This window comes from Ruegeria sp. ANG-S4 (assembly GCF_000814005.1).
Lineage (GTDB): Bacteria > Pseudomonadota > Alphaproteobacteria > Rhodobacterales > Rhodobacteraceae > Ruegeria.
In genome coordinates, this window is sequence record NZ_JWLK01000004.1 from 126902 (window position 1) to 140451 (window position 13550).

General features: G+C 58.2%; 12 protein-coding genes. 9 read left to right on the top strand and 3 right to left on the bottom strand.

The genetic code is table 11. The features are described 5' to 3' along the window. Genes RA28_RS11360 through RA28_RS11375 form a run of 4 tightly spaced genes read left to right on the top strand, consistent with a single transcriptional unit; the run spans position 1 to position 4844 of the window. A complete protein-coding gene (locus tag RA28_RS11360; RefSeq protein WP_039528494.1) occupies positions 1 to 948 on the top strand; it encodes an ABC transporter permease in 948 nt (315 codons plus the stop codon). Further along, the gene (locus tag RA28_RS11365; protein WP_039528497.1) at positions 945 to 1760 is read left to right on the top strand and encodes an ABC transporter permease; all 816 of its coding nucleotides are present in this window, start codon (positions 945 to 947) and stop codon (positions 1758 to 1760) included. The genes RA28_RS11360 and RA28_RS11365 overlap by 4 nt, the downstream gene beginning before the upstream one ends. After that, entirely contained in the window at positions 1757 to 3379 is a 1623-nt protein-coding gene (locus RA28_RS11370) for an ABC transporter ATP-binding protein (RefSeq protein WP_039528501.1), read from the top strand. Before RA28_RS11365 ends, RA28_RS11370 begins: the two co-directional genes overlap by 4 nt. 7 nt (positions 3380 to 3386) lie before the next feature. Next, the gene (locus RA28_RS11375; RefSeq protein WP_039528504.1) at positions 3387 to 4844 is read left to right on the top strand and encodes an aldehyde dehydrogenase family protein; all 1458 of its coding nucleotides are present in this window, start codon (positions 3387 to 3389) and stop codon (positions 4842 to 4844) included. A gap of 3 nt (positions 4845 to 4847) precedes the next feature. Here the strand turns inward: RA28_RS11375 and pncB are convergent, their stop codons facing one another. After that, entirely contained in the window at positions 4848 to 6140 is a 1293-nt protein-coding gene (gene pncB, locus RA28_RS11380; RefSeq protein ID WP_039528506.1) for a nicotinate phosphoribosyltransferase, read from the bottom strand. Positions 6141 to 6331: 191 nt separating this feature from the next. Here pncB and RA28_RS11385 point away from each other — a divergent pair, with 191 nt between their 5' ends. Continuing rightward, entirely contained in the window at positions 6332 to 6844 is a 513-nt protein-coding gene (locus tag RA28_RS11385; RefSeq protein ID WP_241481120.1) for a hypothetical protein, read from the top strand. Positions 6845 to 6847: 3 nt separating this feature from the next. Here the strand turns inward: RA28_RS11385 and pncA are convergent, their stop codons facing one another. Beyond that, entirely contained in the window at positions 6848 to 7441 is a 594-nt protein-coding gene (pncA, locus tag RA28_RS11390) for a bifunctional nicotinamidase/pyrazinamidase (RefSeq protein WP_039528513.1), read from the bottom strand. Between the two features lie 99 nt (positions 7442 to 7540). Here pncA and trhO point away from each other — a divergent pair, with 99 nt between their 5' ends. Then, positions 7541 to 8446 carry an oxygen-dependent tRNA uridine(34) hydroxylase TrhO gene (trhO, locus tag RA28_RS11395; RefSeq protein ID WP_039528516.1) on the top strand — a complete coding sequence of 302 codons (906 nt, stop codon included), beginning with the start codon at positions 7541 to 7543 and terminating at the stop codon, positions 8444 to 8446. A 75-nt stretch (positions 8447 to 8521) separates the two neighbouring features. Then, a complete protein-coding gene (locus tag RA28_RS11400) occupies positions 8522 to 9022 on the top strand; it encodes a potassium channel family protein (protein WP_039529389.1) in 501 nt (166 codons plus the stop codon). A 6-nt stretch (positions 9023 to 9028) separates the two neighbouring features. Here the strand turns inward: RA28_RS11400 and RA28_RS11405 are convergent, their stop codons facing one another. Then, positions 9029 to 9358, bottom strand: a complete 330-nt coding sequence (locus RA28_RS11405) for a hypothetical protein (protein WP_039528519.1) — start codon at positions 9356 to 9358, stop codon at positions 9029 to 9031. Between the two features lie 379 nt (positions 9359 to 9737). Between RA28_RS11405 and RA28_RS11415 the strand changes: the two genes are divergently transcribed. Both RA28_RS11415 and RA28_RS11420 read left to right on the top strand, forming a co-directional pair. Beyond that, positions 9738 to 12182: a GcvT family protein gene (locus RA28_RS11415; RefSeq protein ID WP_039528523.1), complete on the top strand. Its 2445-nt coding sequence runs from the start codon at positions 9738 to 9740 to the stop codon at positions 12180 to 12182. Next, complete coding sequence (locus tag RA28_RS11420) at positions 12179 to 13525, top strand: MmgE/PrpD family protein (protein WP_039528525.1); 1347 nt, start codon at positions 12179 to 12181, stop codon at positions 13523 to 13525. Before RA28_RS11415 ends, RA28_RS11420 begins: the two co-directional genes overlap by 4 nt. Positions 13526 to 13550 lie beyond the last annotated feature (25 nt).

Genomic DNA, 13550 nt, shown 5'->3' on the forward strand with positions numbered 1-13550 from the left:
ATGTTGCGCTACATGCTCAAACGCCTGATGTCGCTGGTCCTCAGTCTGGCGGTGGCGTCCGTTGTCATCTTTGCGGTGATCGAGGTTGCGCCCGGCGACCCGGCGTCTTTCATGCTGGGTGTGAATGCGCAGCCGGATACATTGGCGGCGCTGCGCGCAGAGCTGGGTCTCGACACCTCGAAAGCGCAACGATACGTCAATTGGATCGGTGGGATGCTGCGCGGCGATTTTGGCACATCCTACACCTATCGAACGCCGGTATCGCAGATGATCGCCGACCGCTTGTGGGTGTCCCTTCCATTAGCGCTTTATGCGCTGATTCTATCGACACTGATTGCTTTCCCCGCCGGTATTTATGCCGCCGCGCGCCGGGGGAAACCGGGTGATCTGGCCGTAATGGGCGCAACACAGTTGGGTATCGCGGTCCCGAATTTCTGGTTCGCAATGATGCTGGTTCTGATCTTCGCCATCAACCTGCGTTGGTTCAACGCCGGCGGGTTTGCCGGCTGGGAAGATGGATTTGGGCCCGGATTGAAATCCCTGACGCTGCCGGCCATCGCGCTGGCTTTGCCGCAGGCCGCTATTCTGGCGCGTGTCATGCGATCATCGCTGTTGGACATCCTGGGCGAGGATTTCATGCGCACCGCGCGCGCCAAGGGCCTGAACCCGCGTCAGGCGTTGTGGCGGCACGGGGTGCGTAACGCACTTATCCCGGTATTGACGATCATCGGACTGCAATTTTCCTTTCTTCTGGCGGGCTCGATCATCATCGAGCAGGTGTTCTACCTGCCCGGTCTTGGCCGGCTGGTGTTTCAGGCCATATCCGCGCGCGATCTGATTGTGGTCGAGTCGGTTGTGATGTTGCTTGTTTTTGCTGTCATCACCGTGAACTTTCTTGTCGATCTGGCCTATGCCGCCGTTGATCCAAGGTTGCGGGGCAGGACATGACGCGCAATCTGACCCTTGGGGCGGCATTGTCGTCGCTGGTGCTTTTGGCGGCGCTGATTTCCTTTGTATGGACGCCATATGACCATACGTCGCTGGACATTCCCAACAAGTTGCAGTCGCCGAACGGGCAGCATTGGTTTGGCACGGATCACTTTGGTCGCGACATGCTCTCGATGATTATGGTCGGCGCGCGCACGTCCATTGCCGTCGCGCTTGTCGCCGTTGGCATCGGAATGGCCTTGGGTGTTCCGTTGGGCCTGACCGCAGCAGCGCGCAAGGGGTCCTGGCTGGACGAGATGATCATGCGGGGCAACGATCTTGTCTTTGCGTTTCCGTCCCTTGTCATTGCCATATTGATCACCGCCGTTTTTGGCGCAGGTGCGATCAACGCGATTATCGCGATCGGCATATTCAACATCCCGGTGTTTGCCCGCATCACACGTGGTGCGGCGCTGTCGCTGTGGGAACGCGAGTTTATTCTAGCTGCGCGCGTCTCGGGCAAGGGCGCAGCCCGCATATCCGCCGAGCATATTCTACCCAACGTGGCAAACCTGTTGATTGTTCAGGGCACGATACAGTTCTCGCTGGGTATTCTTGCCGAGGCTGGTCTGAGCTATGTCGGGCTTGGTGCGCAGCCACCAACGCCCAGCTGGGGTCGCATGCTAGCCGATGCGCAGACAATGGTTAGTTTTGCCCCGCATTTGGCTCTGATTCCCGGTTTGGCGATCATCGTGACGGTGCTGGGGTTGAACCTGTTGGGGGACGGGTTGCGCGATTGGTTGGACCCCAGGATCAGGGTGGCCCGCGTATGAGCCTATTGCTGATAGAAAACCTGTCGGTGGTGATTCACGATCAACCTATCCTGGATCACGTCGACCTATCCATCGCGCCCGGTCAGATTGTGGCGGTGACTGGCGAAAGCGGTTCGGGAAAATCAATGACTGCGCTTGCCGCGATGCAATTGTTGCCGAACGGGGCAGTTTGCCAAGGGTCCATCCAATTGGATGGACAAGAGATGCTGGACCAGTCCGAGGCGGAGTTGTGTGCCTTGCGCGGCGCGTCGGTGGGCATGGTGTTTCAGGAGCCGATGACCGCCCTTAATCCGGTCAGGACAATCGGAGATCAGGTTATGGAGACCATCCTGATCCACAAGGCGATGTCACCGGCGCAGGCGCGGAGCAGGGCGCAAGAGGTCCTCAGCCGGGTCGGCTTGCCGTCAGATCGGTTTCCAATGTCGCGCTATCCACACGAACTGTCAGGCGGTCAGCGTCAACGCGTTGTGATCGCCATGGCGATTGCACTGCGGCCAAGGCTTTTGATTGCGGATGAACCGACCACGGCGCTGGACGTAACGACCCAGGCGCAGATCCTGCGGCTGCTCCGCGATCTTGTGACCGAATACGGCATGGGGCTTCTGATGATCACGCACGATCTGGCGGTGGTGGGCGAAATGGCGGACGACATCGTCGTCATGCGAAAGGGAAAAGTGGTCGAATCCGGCAAGACGCAGCACTTGCTCCGCCACATGCGGCATCCCTATACACGAATGCTGTTCGAAGCCTCAGGTCATCAGGTGGCGCTTCCTGAACCGCCACCGCCGCAAGCTTTGCTTGAGGTCAAAAATGTCGTGCGGGAATATACCTTGCCCCGCAAGCGTCTGTTCGACCCCCCTGGGCGACACCGTGCCGTCGACGACGTTACCTTTACGTTGAGCCGTGGAGAACGTCTGGGATTGGTCGGGGAATCCGGGTGTGGAAAATCGACCCTAACACGGGCAATCCTTGGCCTTGAGAACATTCAAGGCGGGCAGATATCGCTCGGCGGGCAATCGGTTTTTGCAGTCAAAAAAACGAATATGGCAGTTCGCCGCAAGATGCAGGTTGTGTTTCAGGACCCGTTCGGCAGCTTTAACCCGCGGCACCGCGTTGCACGTCTGATCACGGAACCCTTCCACCTTCTCGAGGTCCCGCCCGCGGGCTCGGAAAAGCAGGACCGGATCGCCGAAATGCTGACGGCTGTTGGTTTGTCCCCCGATGATGCCAACAAATACATCCATGAATTCTCGGGCGGTCAACGCCAGCGCATCGCAATTGCACGCGCCCTTATCATCAAGCCCGAGCTGATCCTGTTCGACGAGGCCGTGTCGGCCCTTGATGTCTCGGTCCGGGCTCAGATACTCGATTTGCTGGCGGACCTGTGCGCCGCCTACGGGTTGACCTATTTGTTCATCAGCCACGATCTGAGCGTCGTGCGGACGATTACAGATCGGGTTATGGTGATGAAGGCGGGACGGATCGTGGAACAAGGTGAAACCGAACGCGTATTTTCCGATCCGCAACACCCCTACACGCGTGATTTGATCGCTGCCGCCCCGCGTTTACCCGCAATGGATGTGAGCGCATCGGTCGCCAGCCCATTGTTAGAGTCTTGAACAGGAGATGCCCGTGACCCAATCCCTATGGTTCGATCCAAGCCTGACACTTGTCGCAGGCGAATGGCGTCCAGCGGTATCAGGACAGACGCTGACACTCATCAACCCCTCAGACGGGTCCGAAATCTGCCAGATCGCGCGCGGGGATTCGGCGGATATAGACGCGGCCATTCATGCGGCGCGGGCAGCACAGGACGGAGATTGGGGCCGGATGCCGGCGTTTGAGCGTGGCCGAATTCTGTCGCGTCTCGGCCAGCTTGTTCTGGGGCGGGTGGACGATCTTGCGCAGCTGGAAGCGATGGATGTGGGCAAGCCATTGACGCAGGCACGTGCGGATGCGCTGGCGTTGGCGCGGTATTGCGAATTCTATGGCGGCGCGGCGGACAAGGTTATGGGTCAAACGATCCCCTACCTGGACGGTTACACGGTTTATACCATGCGCGAGCCGCATGGCGTGACTGGCCATATCGTGCCGTGGAATTACCCGATGCAGATAATCGGCCGTTCGGTTGGCGCGGCCCTGGCGATGGGCAATGCCTGCGTGTTGAAACCGGCTGAAGAGGCCTGCCTGACAGCTCTGGCGTTTGCCGAGCTTGCGACAGAGGCCGGATTGCCCGCTGGCGCATTGAACGTGGTGCCCGGGCTGGGTGCCGAGGCCGGCGCAGCGTTGTCATCTCATCCGGGGGTCGACCACATCTCGTTCACTGGTTCGGTCGCCACCGGTGCCTTGGTGCAGCAGGCGGCGGGTCGCAATGTGGTTCCGGTGACGCTGGAGCTGGGCGGCAAGTCGCCGCAACTGGTGTTTGACGATGCCGATCTCGACGCGGCGCTGCCTTTTCTGATCAATGCGGGCATTCAGAACGCGGGCCAGACCTGTTCGGCGTCGTCTCGCATTCTGGTGCAACGCGGCATCTACGAACATGTCAGGGCCCTGATGGCAGAGGCTTACGGGCGTTTGACAGTCGGCCCTGCCCTGCAGGATCTGCGAGTTGGTCCACTGATTTCGGATCGTCAGAAGCAGATCGTCAACGGATTTCTTGCAAAAGGAGAAGACCTGACGATTGTGGCGCAAGGTCAGATTTTGGCGGATGCGCCTGCGGATGGCGCTTACGTACAACCCACGCTATTTGGCGATGTGCCACCGGATCATGATCTGGCCCGAGATGAAATCTTTGGCCCTGTTCAGGTTTTGATCCCGTTTGAGACCGAAGAAGAGGCTCTAACCATAGCGAACAGTACTGAATACGGGCTGGTCGCCAGTATCTGGACACGCGATGGAGGTCGTCAGATGCGATTGGCGAAAAGGCTTCGGTCCGGGCAGGTGTTCATCAACAATTACGGCGCAGGGGGCGGCGTGGAACTGCCTTTTGGCGGCGTCGGAAAGTCCGGGCATGGGCGCGAAAAGGGATTCGAAGCGCTCTACGGCTTTTCCGAGCTCAAAACGGTTGCGGCCTATCACGGCTGAACGTCAGACGATGACCTCAATCGCTTTTTGCGCGCCAACGCCGAAGACCCGTTTGTAGCGGGTGATCTGATCTGGCGGGCCCATCGCTTTTTCCGGGTTGTCCGACAGTTTGACCGTTGGATGGCCATTGGCCGAAATGGCTTTGCACACGAGCGAGAAGGGGGCGAGGGAATCGCCAGGCACAAGTCCGCGGAAGTCGTTGGTCAGCAGTGTGCCCCAACCGAATGACACGTTGGTTCGGGTAGCGAACTGCGCGTGAAGCTCCTGAATTTTTTCCACGTCCAAACCATCCGAAAAGATGATCCGTTTTTCCTGAGGGTCCTCGCCACGCGATTTCCACCAGTCGATTGCGATTTCGGCCGCCGCAGCGGGATCGCCGCTGTCAATGCGAATGCCGGTCCAACCCGCCAGCCAGTCCGGGGCGTGGTCCAAGAACCCTTTTGTGCCGTAGGTGTCGGGCAGAATGATGCGCAGATTGCCATCATGTTCTTCGTGCCAGTCACTTAGAACGTCATAAGGCGCCTGCGCCAATTCTGCGTCTGTTGACGCCAAGGCAGAATAAACCATCGGCAATTCATGCGCGTTGGTCCCGATCGCTTCAACCTCGCGTCTCATCGCGATCAGGCAGTTCGAGGTACCGGTAAAGGACTCGCCCAGCCCTTCGATCATGGCCTGAACGCACCAGTCTTGCCACAAAAAGGAATGACGTCGCCGTGTTCCGAAATCGGCTATTCCCAAACCGTCGATCTGGCGCAACTTTTCGATTTTCTCCCAGACGCGCGTCATGGCGCGTGCATAAAGCACCTGCAGCTCGAACCTGCGCATGCCGTTCAAAACGGCGCGCGACCGCAATTCCATCAACACGGCAAGGGCCGGGATTTCCCACAGCATTACCTCGTGCCATTTGCCTTCGAAGGTCAACTCGTATTGATCGCCCTTGCGTTCCAGATGGTAGGCCGGCAGGCGCAGGTCTTCGAACCACTCCATGAAATCCGAGCGGAACATCTGGCGTTTTCCGTAAAACGTATTACCCCGCAGCCAGGTGCTTTCCCCGCGGCTGAGGCCGAGCGATCGGATGTGATCTAACTGCTCACGCAATTCGCCCTCATCTATCAGTTGGGCCAATGGAACATGATTCGAGCGGTTGATCAGCGAGAAGGTGACATCCGTTTGGGGCTTATTTCGAAACACTGATTGACACATCAGAAGTTTGTAGAAGTCGGTGTCGATCAAAGACCGGACAATCGGGTCAATCTTCCATTTGTGATTGTAGACACGCGTTGCAATGTCGACCATGGGAAGCTCCTGCAATTTCCGCTGTTAGATCAATCGACGGGGTGAATGGCAAGAGTCGCCGATCTGATGACAATGACAAGGTCAAGTCACATTACCGGCAAATTATGAGTACTCTTCGCACGTTAGCGAAGGGGTGGGGATGGTTAGAAGGTTCAAGTTGGTGAATGGGTCTGGAATACGACTTTGATATTGTGGCAGTCGCACAAGACGCGATTGACCCCGAACATGCCAAGACGGCGGTGACTGGTGCACCTGCCGTACGTGCGCAATTTCGGGACATAAAAACTGCGGACGCGCTGCGGGGGGCGTCGCCAAAAATCCGGCGAATATTTACCGAGTCTGGTTTCAGTCTGGACACGGGTGAAGGCGGTTCTCCGAACGGATTTTATGCTCCGGCCGAAGAAGAGGACCGGCACCGCATTCTACGCAGGTTGTTTGCGAATATCCGAAACATGGGCGTTCAGGGCGAATACTGTGGCGAGTTTGATTTCTGGCAGTTCCTGAACCATGTCAGGGCGGCACAACCGGGCACCGGGCCGAGGCAGGTCGAGAAAGCGCGACCGATGCAACGCCGTCGCCCGCCGACAGAGCCGTCTCGCCCCAATCGGCAAACGGTGCCGGGGCGGATCGGTTTCGCCCTTGGTCTTGCCGTGATCGTGTTTGTCGCGTTGAAGTATCTGGCCGAACAGGGCGCAACGCCCTGAGGTTCAAATCAGGATTACGCCCGCATCTTTCATTGCCTGTTGGGCCGAAGCCAGGGACCCGTCCATGTCGATGGCCCGGCAAGCATCGGTTCTGACCGTCACGTCAAACCCAAGTCGGGCTGCATCGACGGCGGAATAGTGCACACAGAAATCGGTAGCGAGACCAACCAGGGTAAGCGCCTTGATGCCGCGCGTGTCCAAATAGCCTTTCAGGCCGGTCGGTGTGGTCTGGTCATTCTCAAAGAACGCCGAATAGCTGTCGATGGCGCCGCGAAACCCCTTCCGCAGGATCAAATCACCATCGGTGCGCAAATTCGGATGGAACGCTGCGCCTCGGCTGCCTTGAACACAATGATCCGGCCACAGGACCTGCGGGCCATATGGCATCTCGACCATCTCGAACGGGGACATGCCCCCATGCGCGCTTGCAAACGACAAATGCTCAGCCGGGTGCCAATCCTGTGTCAGGATAACCCCGTCGAACTCCTCCATCATGGTATTGATCGGTGCCACGACCTCATCCCCGCCCGGAACGGCCAATGCGCCACCTGGGCAGAAATCGTTTTGGACATCGATGACAAGCAGCGCGTGGGACATTGAGGCCTCCTATACGGGTTGCTCTATCGGTATGGGCCACAGAGAGGGGCGTCAATCCGATCTCTTGCGTCTTGAGCGCCTGCGCAGTAGATCGCGCGCATGTACACGATCGCTGCCCTTTACCATTTCACCCGCTTCCCGGACCCGGACGCGCTGCGGCCCGCGTTGAAAGCGGTGTGTCAGGCCCAATCCGTCAAGGGCACGCTTTTGCTGGCGCAAGAGGGTATCAACGGCACCATCGCGGGGCCGCGAGCAGGGATTGACGCGGTGCTTGAACATATCCGGGGGCTTCCGGGTTGCGCCGATCTGGAATGGAAAGAGGCAACCTCGGACCATCCGCCATTCGGCAAGATGAAAGTGCGTTTGAAGAAAGAGATCGTCACAATGGGGCAGCCCGACGTCGATCCGCGCGCCAGCGTCGGTCACTATGTCGAGCCGCAGGATTGGAATGACCTTATCCGGTCGGACGACGTTGTCGTAATCGACACCCGCAATGACTATGAGGTGGCGATTGGAACCTTTGAAGGCGCAATAGACCCTGAAACAGCAAGTTTTCGCGAATTTCCTGCGTGGTGGGAACAGAACAAGGAACGCTTCCACAACAAGCGTGTCGCGATGTTCTGCACTGGCGGCATCCGATGCGAGAAGTCCACGAATTTCCTGCTGGGTCAGGGCGTGGAGGATGTCTATCATCTGAAAGGAGGTATTCTGCGCTATCTTGAGGAAATGCCCGCGGAAGACAGTTCCTGGCAGGGTGAGTGTTTTGTCTTCGACAACCGCGTTTCCGTTGGGCACGGGCTGGTTGAGGGCCCACACAAGCTGTGTCACGGGTGCCGACGGCCGATCCTTCCGGAAGACATGAAGCGACCGGAATATGAGCATGGCGTGACCTGCCACAGATGCGTGAACGAAACCTCCGAGCAGGACAAAGCACGCTTTCGCGAGCGGCAGAAACAGATTCTGCTGGCTCGCAGCCGGGGTTCAAATCATTTGGGGACGGGCTAACCCCAAGGCCAATTGGCCTTGCAGGCCGACGCCGAACGCCGGATGATCACTTTCAGGCTGGAAATCGGAGTACCCATGTCCCGCGAACCCAGAACTCTGGAAGAATGGAAATCAACGCTCTACGCGGCGCTGGGGCTGGTCATCGCCAGCTTTCTGGCCTGGTACGGCTTGTCCCGCCTGAGCGAAGCAACTGCAGGTGACACAATTGGGCACATCGCTGCGGTTGGATTGATCATCTGGATTGCGTCGCAGTCTTGGTTCTACCTCACACAGGTGAAATCTCCACGACGGCTATTGCTTTTGATGGGCGTGTCGTTCATCCAGGTCGTCCCGTTCCTGTTCGCTGCCGTTTACGGCGCGTTCGGATACAACGATCTGTGTGTCATAGGCGCAAACGGACCGGCGGACATTCTGTATTTTTCTTACGTTACCTTCACCACGGTCGGTTACGGGGATATGGCCCCCATTGGCCTGTGCCGGGGGCTGGCTGTGGCCGAAGCGGTTACAGGGTATATTCTGCTGGGCATGTTCGTTGCCGCCGCCGTTGCGCTGTATTCACGCAACCACGGTCACTGACCGCCCCTATTTGTTCCGGTCAATCCACTGTGACATCATCTGTTTGTCCCGAAAGCACTCGGCAGGGATCGGGCGGCGTTTGGTGCGCGAGATACGTTCGGCAAAAGCGACCTGTTTGCCGGTGGGGTAGTTGGCGAACGGAGACGGATCCCGAGGTTTATGTGCGGAAATCCAGTCTGACAGCGCCTTGCGATCCCGCTGCGCTTCGACCGGTATTTCCATAGCTGATTTTTCAGCGATGGCGCGGGCATAGCGCATCTGGCGGTCGGTAACCGGCAGCATATGGTAATCGTTGCTGGGTGCATCGAACCAGCTTTGACGGGCAGCGTTTGTCATAGCTCGAAAACCTCCGTTCCACATGAGAACAAATATAGAACATTTTCGGAACTTTTTCAAGATTTCCGCTGATACCGGCACTTTTCGCGCCCTTGTTGATCAGCCTGTCCCGCCGTCATGCGACCTGAAGCCAGCGCTTTTCCTGCGCTTTCAGACCCAATCAAAGAATCGGAACGCGGTTTTTCAATACACAACGATTCACAACCCCGAGGGTCGGCGCGCCAAAGGCGGCATTTCGCTTATGGTTTGGTCCTTGGCGAAACTGAAACGGCACTTTGTGATCTGTTCCCGACATTTGGCGTCGGGAACGGAGTATCAGAGGCAACATACCTATGGCTGACTTCGGTTAAGCACAGGATTTGCGCATTGGAGAGAGACGATGAAAACCCACGCCCAGGCCGTCGTGATCGGAGGGGGGCTTGTCGGCTGCTCGATCCTTTACCATCTGGCCAAGCTCGGCTGGACAGATGTGGTGTTGCTGGAACGGGATGAACTGACCAGCGGGTCCACGTGGCATGCGGCGGCGAATATCCACGGGCTGCATGACAATAACAACATAACCCGTATCCAGCACTACACGATGAACCTGTACAAAGAGCTGGAGAAGGAAACCGGGCAAGGTTGCGGCGTGTTTCAATCCGGTTCGCTATATCTTGCACAGACTAAAGACCGTGAGCATCAGTTGCGCTTGCAAGAGGCAAAAGCCAAGTTTTACGGCCTGAACTTCTATGAAATCAGCCGGGACAAAGCCAAAGAACTGCACCCTCTGGCGCAGTTCGACGACATCCGCTGCATCATGTTCGAGCCTGATGGCGGCAATGTTGACCCTTCTGGCGTGACTCATGCCTATGCAGCGGGCGCGCGGGCGATGGGGGCAACAATTGAGCGGTTTTGCCCCGTAATAGGGACTGAACAGCAGCCAGACGGGTCTTGGATCGTAAGAACAGAAAAAGGTGACATTCATACGCAATGGGTAGTGAATGCAGGTGGTCTTTGGGGGCGTGAGGTCGCTTCACTGGCCGGGATCGAATTGCCGCTGCAACCGACCGAGCATCAGTATTTCGTAACCGAAGCAATTGATGAGGTGGCCGCACTGGGTCGCCGTCTTCCTTCGATCGCGGACCGGGATGGCGAGTATTACTTTCGGCAAGAGGGCAACGGCCTTCTGATCGGCGCGTATGAGAAAGACATGCGGTTCTGGGCCGAAAACGGAACGCCGCTGGACTTTGCCCATGATCTGTTCCCCGATGATCTGGATCGCATCATGGAGAACGTAATCCGTGCCACCGAGCGCGTACCGGTTGCCGCCACCGCGGGTGTAAAGCGTGTTATCAACGGGCCGATGATCTGGTCACCCGACAGCAACGCGATCTGGGGACCAGTGCCGGAGCTTGAGAACTACTTCTGTTGCACCGGCATTATTCCCGGATTCTCGCAATCCGGCGGTCTCGGGCTGTTGTCCGCACAATGGATGATCGAAGGCGAGCCGCAATACGATATGTTCGCATGGGATTTGGCGCGTTTTGGCGATTGGGCCGATAAGGCGTTTACCAAAGCCCGCGTCGAAGACGCGTACACCCACAGGTTCGCCATTCACTTCCCGAATGAAGAACGCAGCGCGGGACGGCCTGCACGTGTGCGCCCAGCCTACGATATGCAAAAGGACATGGGCTGCGTCTTTGGCCTGAATTGCGGCTGGGAACACCCATTATGGTTCGCCGACCAACCGGGAACAGTCGAGACCAACGGGTTTACCCGCCAGAACTGGTGGGAACCCGTCGGGCGCGAGGTTCGGATGCTGCGTGAGAATGTAGGCGTCATCGACATCTCGAACTTCGCCAATTACGTCATCAAAGGCCCGGGTGCGCAGGATTGGCTGGATCGACTGGTCGCAAACCGGGTTCCAACCGACATCGGCCGTTCTTGCCTGACGCCATTGATCTCGGTTCGCGGCGGCGTTGCCGGGGATTTCACCATCACCAAGGTGGCGGACGACGAATACATGATGATCGGATCCGGCATGGCCGAACGCTATCATCAGCGATTTTTCAACATGGTGGAATTGCACGAGGGCACCACGTTCGAAGTCGCGACGGACCGCATCGCCGGCTTCAATGTGGCTGGCCCAAAGTCCCGCGATGTGTTGCAACGTCTGACCAATTCGGACCTGTCCAACGACGCGTTCCGCTTTATGCGGTCGGCTACGATTGAGGTGGCCGGGGTGTCCTGCCTGGCCATCCGCGTGAGTTTCACGGGTGATCTGGGGTGGGAATTGCACTGCGCCGAAGAAGACCAGATCAGGCTCTACACAAGTCTTTTGGACGCATCGCGTGCCTTTGGCGGCGGTCCGGTGGGGGGGCGTGCGCTCGGATCGCTTCGTATTGAAAAGGGATATGGATCCTGGGGCCGCGAGTATTCTCAGGAATATTGGCCGCAGGAGGTCGCACTGGATCGTCTGATCAAGTTGGACAAGGATTTCCTGCACAAGGACGCCTATCTGGCGGTCAGGGACAACGCGGCGCGCGAAGTGCTTTCGATCCTGTCAGTCGAAACCACTGATGCAGACGCAGCCGGAGGAGAGCCGATTTTCACGCCGGATGGCAAGGCGGTCGGGCGCGTGACCTCGGGCGCTTACGGCTATTCCGTGGGTAAGTCACTTGCGATCGGTTACGTAAACCCATCGGTCGCGAGGCCGGGGGACAAGGTTGAGGTATTCATACTTGGTAAGCCGCACGACGCGATGATCCTGTCGGAACCGCCGTTCGATCCAGGCGGACACCGTCTACGGGGGACGCGGACCGCCGAACCAGAGATGATCAAATGACAAACGCCTTCCCGCGCATTGCGGACTTCGCTCTTGCCTGTTCCGCCGATCAGATGCCGGATGAGGTGAAGGACGCAGCGGCGCTGATGATGCTGGACACGATGGGCGTTCTGATCGGCGCCGGGCCGATGGAGGCGGGCGTCATTGCCCGAAATACTGCGGCACTGCTTTATTCCAGTTCTTCGCCCGACCACAGTGCGCGGATGTTGTTTGATGGTCGCCAGGTAAGCATGGCTGGAGCCGCGTACGCAGCCGCAACGCAAACCGACAATCTGGACGCGCATGACGGCTACAATCCGACCAAGGGGCATATTGGCGTCGTGATCATTCCGGCGCTGGCGGCGTTGGCGGAACACTGTCCTGATCTGAGCGGGCCCGAGGCGTTGGCCGCTGTTGTCGTCGGGTACGAAGTTGCGGGTCGCGCCGGACTGGCCTTGCATGACTCGGTCAGTGACTATCACACATCGGGCGCATGGAACGCGCTTGGCGTCGCGGCGATGTCAGCGCGCCTTCGTGGGCACGCCCCCGATCAACTGCGACAGGCGTTCGGAATTGCGGAATACCATGGACCACGCAGTCAGATGATGCGCGAAATCGCCAATCCCACGATGCTGCATGACGGGTCCGGTTGGGGCGCGATGGTCGGCCTGTCGGCGTCCATCCTGGCCGAGCAGGGCTTTACGGGCGCCCCCGCTCTGACGGTGGAAGAGGACCGATCTGCCGTGCATTGGCAGGATCTGGGCACGTTTTGGCAGATGGAACATCAATATGTGAAACCCTATCCGATATGCCGCTGGGCACACGCCGCCATCGACGGAACGCGCCAATTGATGCTTGATCACGATCTCACCCATGATCAGATCGCGACGCTTCATATCAACAGCTTTCACGAGGCGGCGTGTCTCTTTTCCGCGGTTCCAGCGACCACATCGCAGGCGCAATATTCATTGGCTTTTGCGGTGGCTTCATTCGCCGTACATGGGCGGATCGGGGTCGAGCAAATCTCAGGCTCGGGGTTGAGTGATCCCGTTGTCGCCAACGTCGTGTCACGCATCACCGTGGCAGAGGATGCGCGCCACAGTCAGCGGTTTCCGCAGGGGCGCTGGGCTGATGTCGTGATCGAAACAGTGGACGGACGCCTTCTGAAATCGGGCGACATTCATGCAAGAGGCGGACCGGAGGCGCCTTTGAAACAGCATGAAGTTATCGACAAATTCATGGATTTTTCGACACCAACGGTCGGAGAAGCCAGGGCTGTCCTCATTCGGGACGCCATCTTGGAACTGACTCGACCGAATGCGTTATTTTCCGATTTAGAGCCTTTATTGTACGACCCTCCGTAACCGCAGGCGGGTTGCCGGATCGTCA

Coding starts and splice junctions, on each gene's coding strand:
- RA28_RS11360 (WP_039528494.1), top strand. CDS start 1: ATGTTGCGCTACATGCTCAAACGCCTGATGTCGCTGGTCCTCAGTCTG.
- RA28_RS11365 (WP_039528497.1), top strand. CDS start 945: ATGACGCGCAATCTGACCCTTGGGGCGGCATTGTCGTCGCTGGTGCTT.
- RA28_RS11370 (WP_039528501.1), top strand. CDS start 1,757: ATGAGCCTATTGCTGATAGAAAACCTGTCGGTGGTGATTCACGATCAA.
- RA28_RS11375 (WP_039528504.1), top strand. CDS start 3,387: ATGCCCGTGACCCAATCCCTATGGTTCGATCCAAGCCTGACACTTGTC.
- pncB (WP_039528506.1), bottom strand. CDS start 6,140: ATGGTCGACATTGCAACGCGTGTCTACAATCACAAATGGAAGATTGAC.
- pncA (WP_039528513.1), bottom strand. CDS start 7,441: ATGTCCCACGCGCTGCTTGTCATCGATGTCCAAAACGATTTCTGCCCA.
- trhO (WP_039528516.1), top strand. CDS start 7,541: ATGTACACGATCGCTGCCCTTTACCATTTCACCCGCTTCCCGGACCCG.
- RA28_RS11400 (WP_039529389.1), top strand. CDS start 8,522: ATGTCCCGCGAACCCAGAACTCTGGAAGAATGGAAATCAACGCTCTAC.
- RA28_RS11405 (WP_039528519.1), bottom strand. CDS start 9,358: ATGACAAACGCTGCCCGTCAAAGCTGGTTCGATGCACCCAGCAACGAT.
- RA28_RS11415 (WP_039528523.1), top strand. CDS start 9,738: ATGAAAACCCACGCCCAGGCCGTCGTGATCGGAGGGGGGCTTGTCGGC.
- RA28_RS11420 (WP_039528525.1), top strand. CDS start 12,179: ATGACAAACGCCTTCCCGCGCATTGCGGACTTCGCTCTTGCCTGTTCC.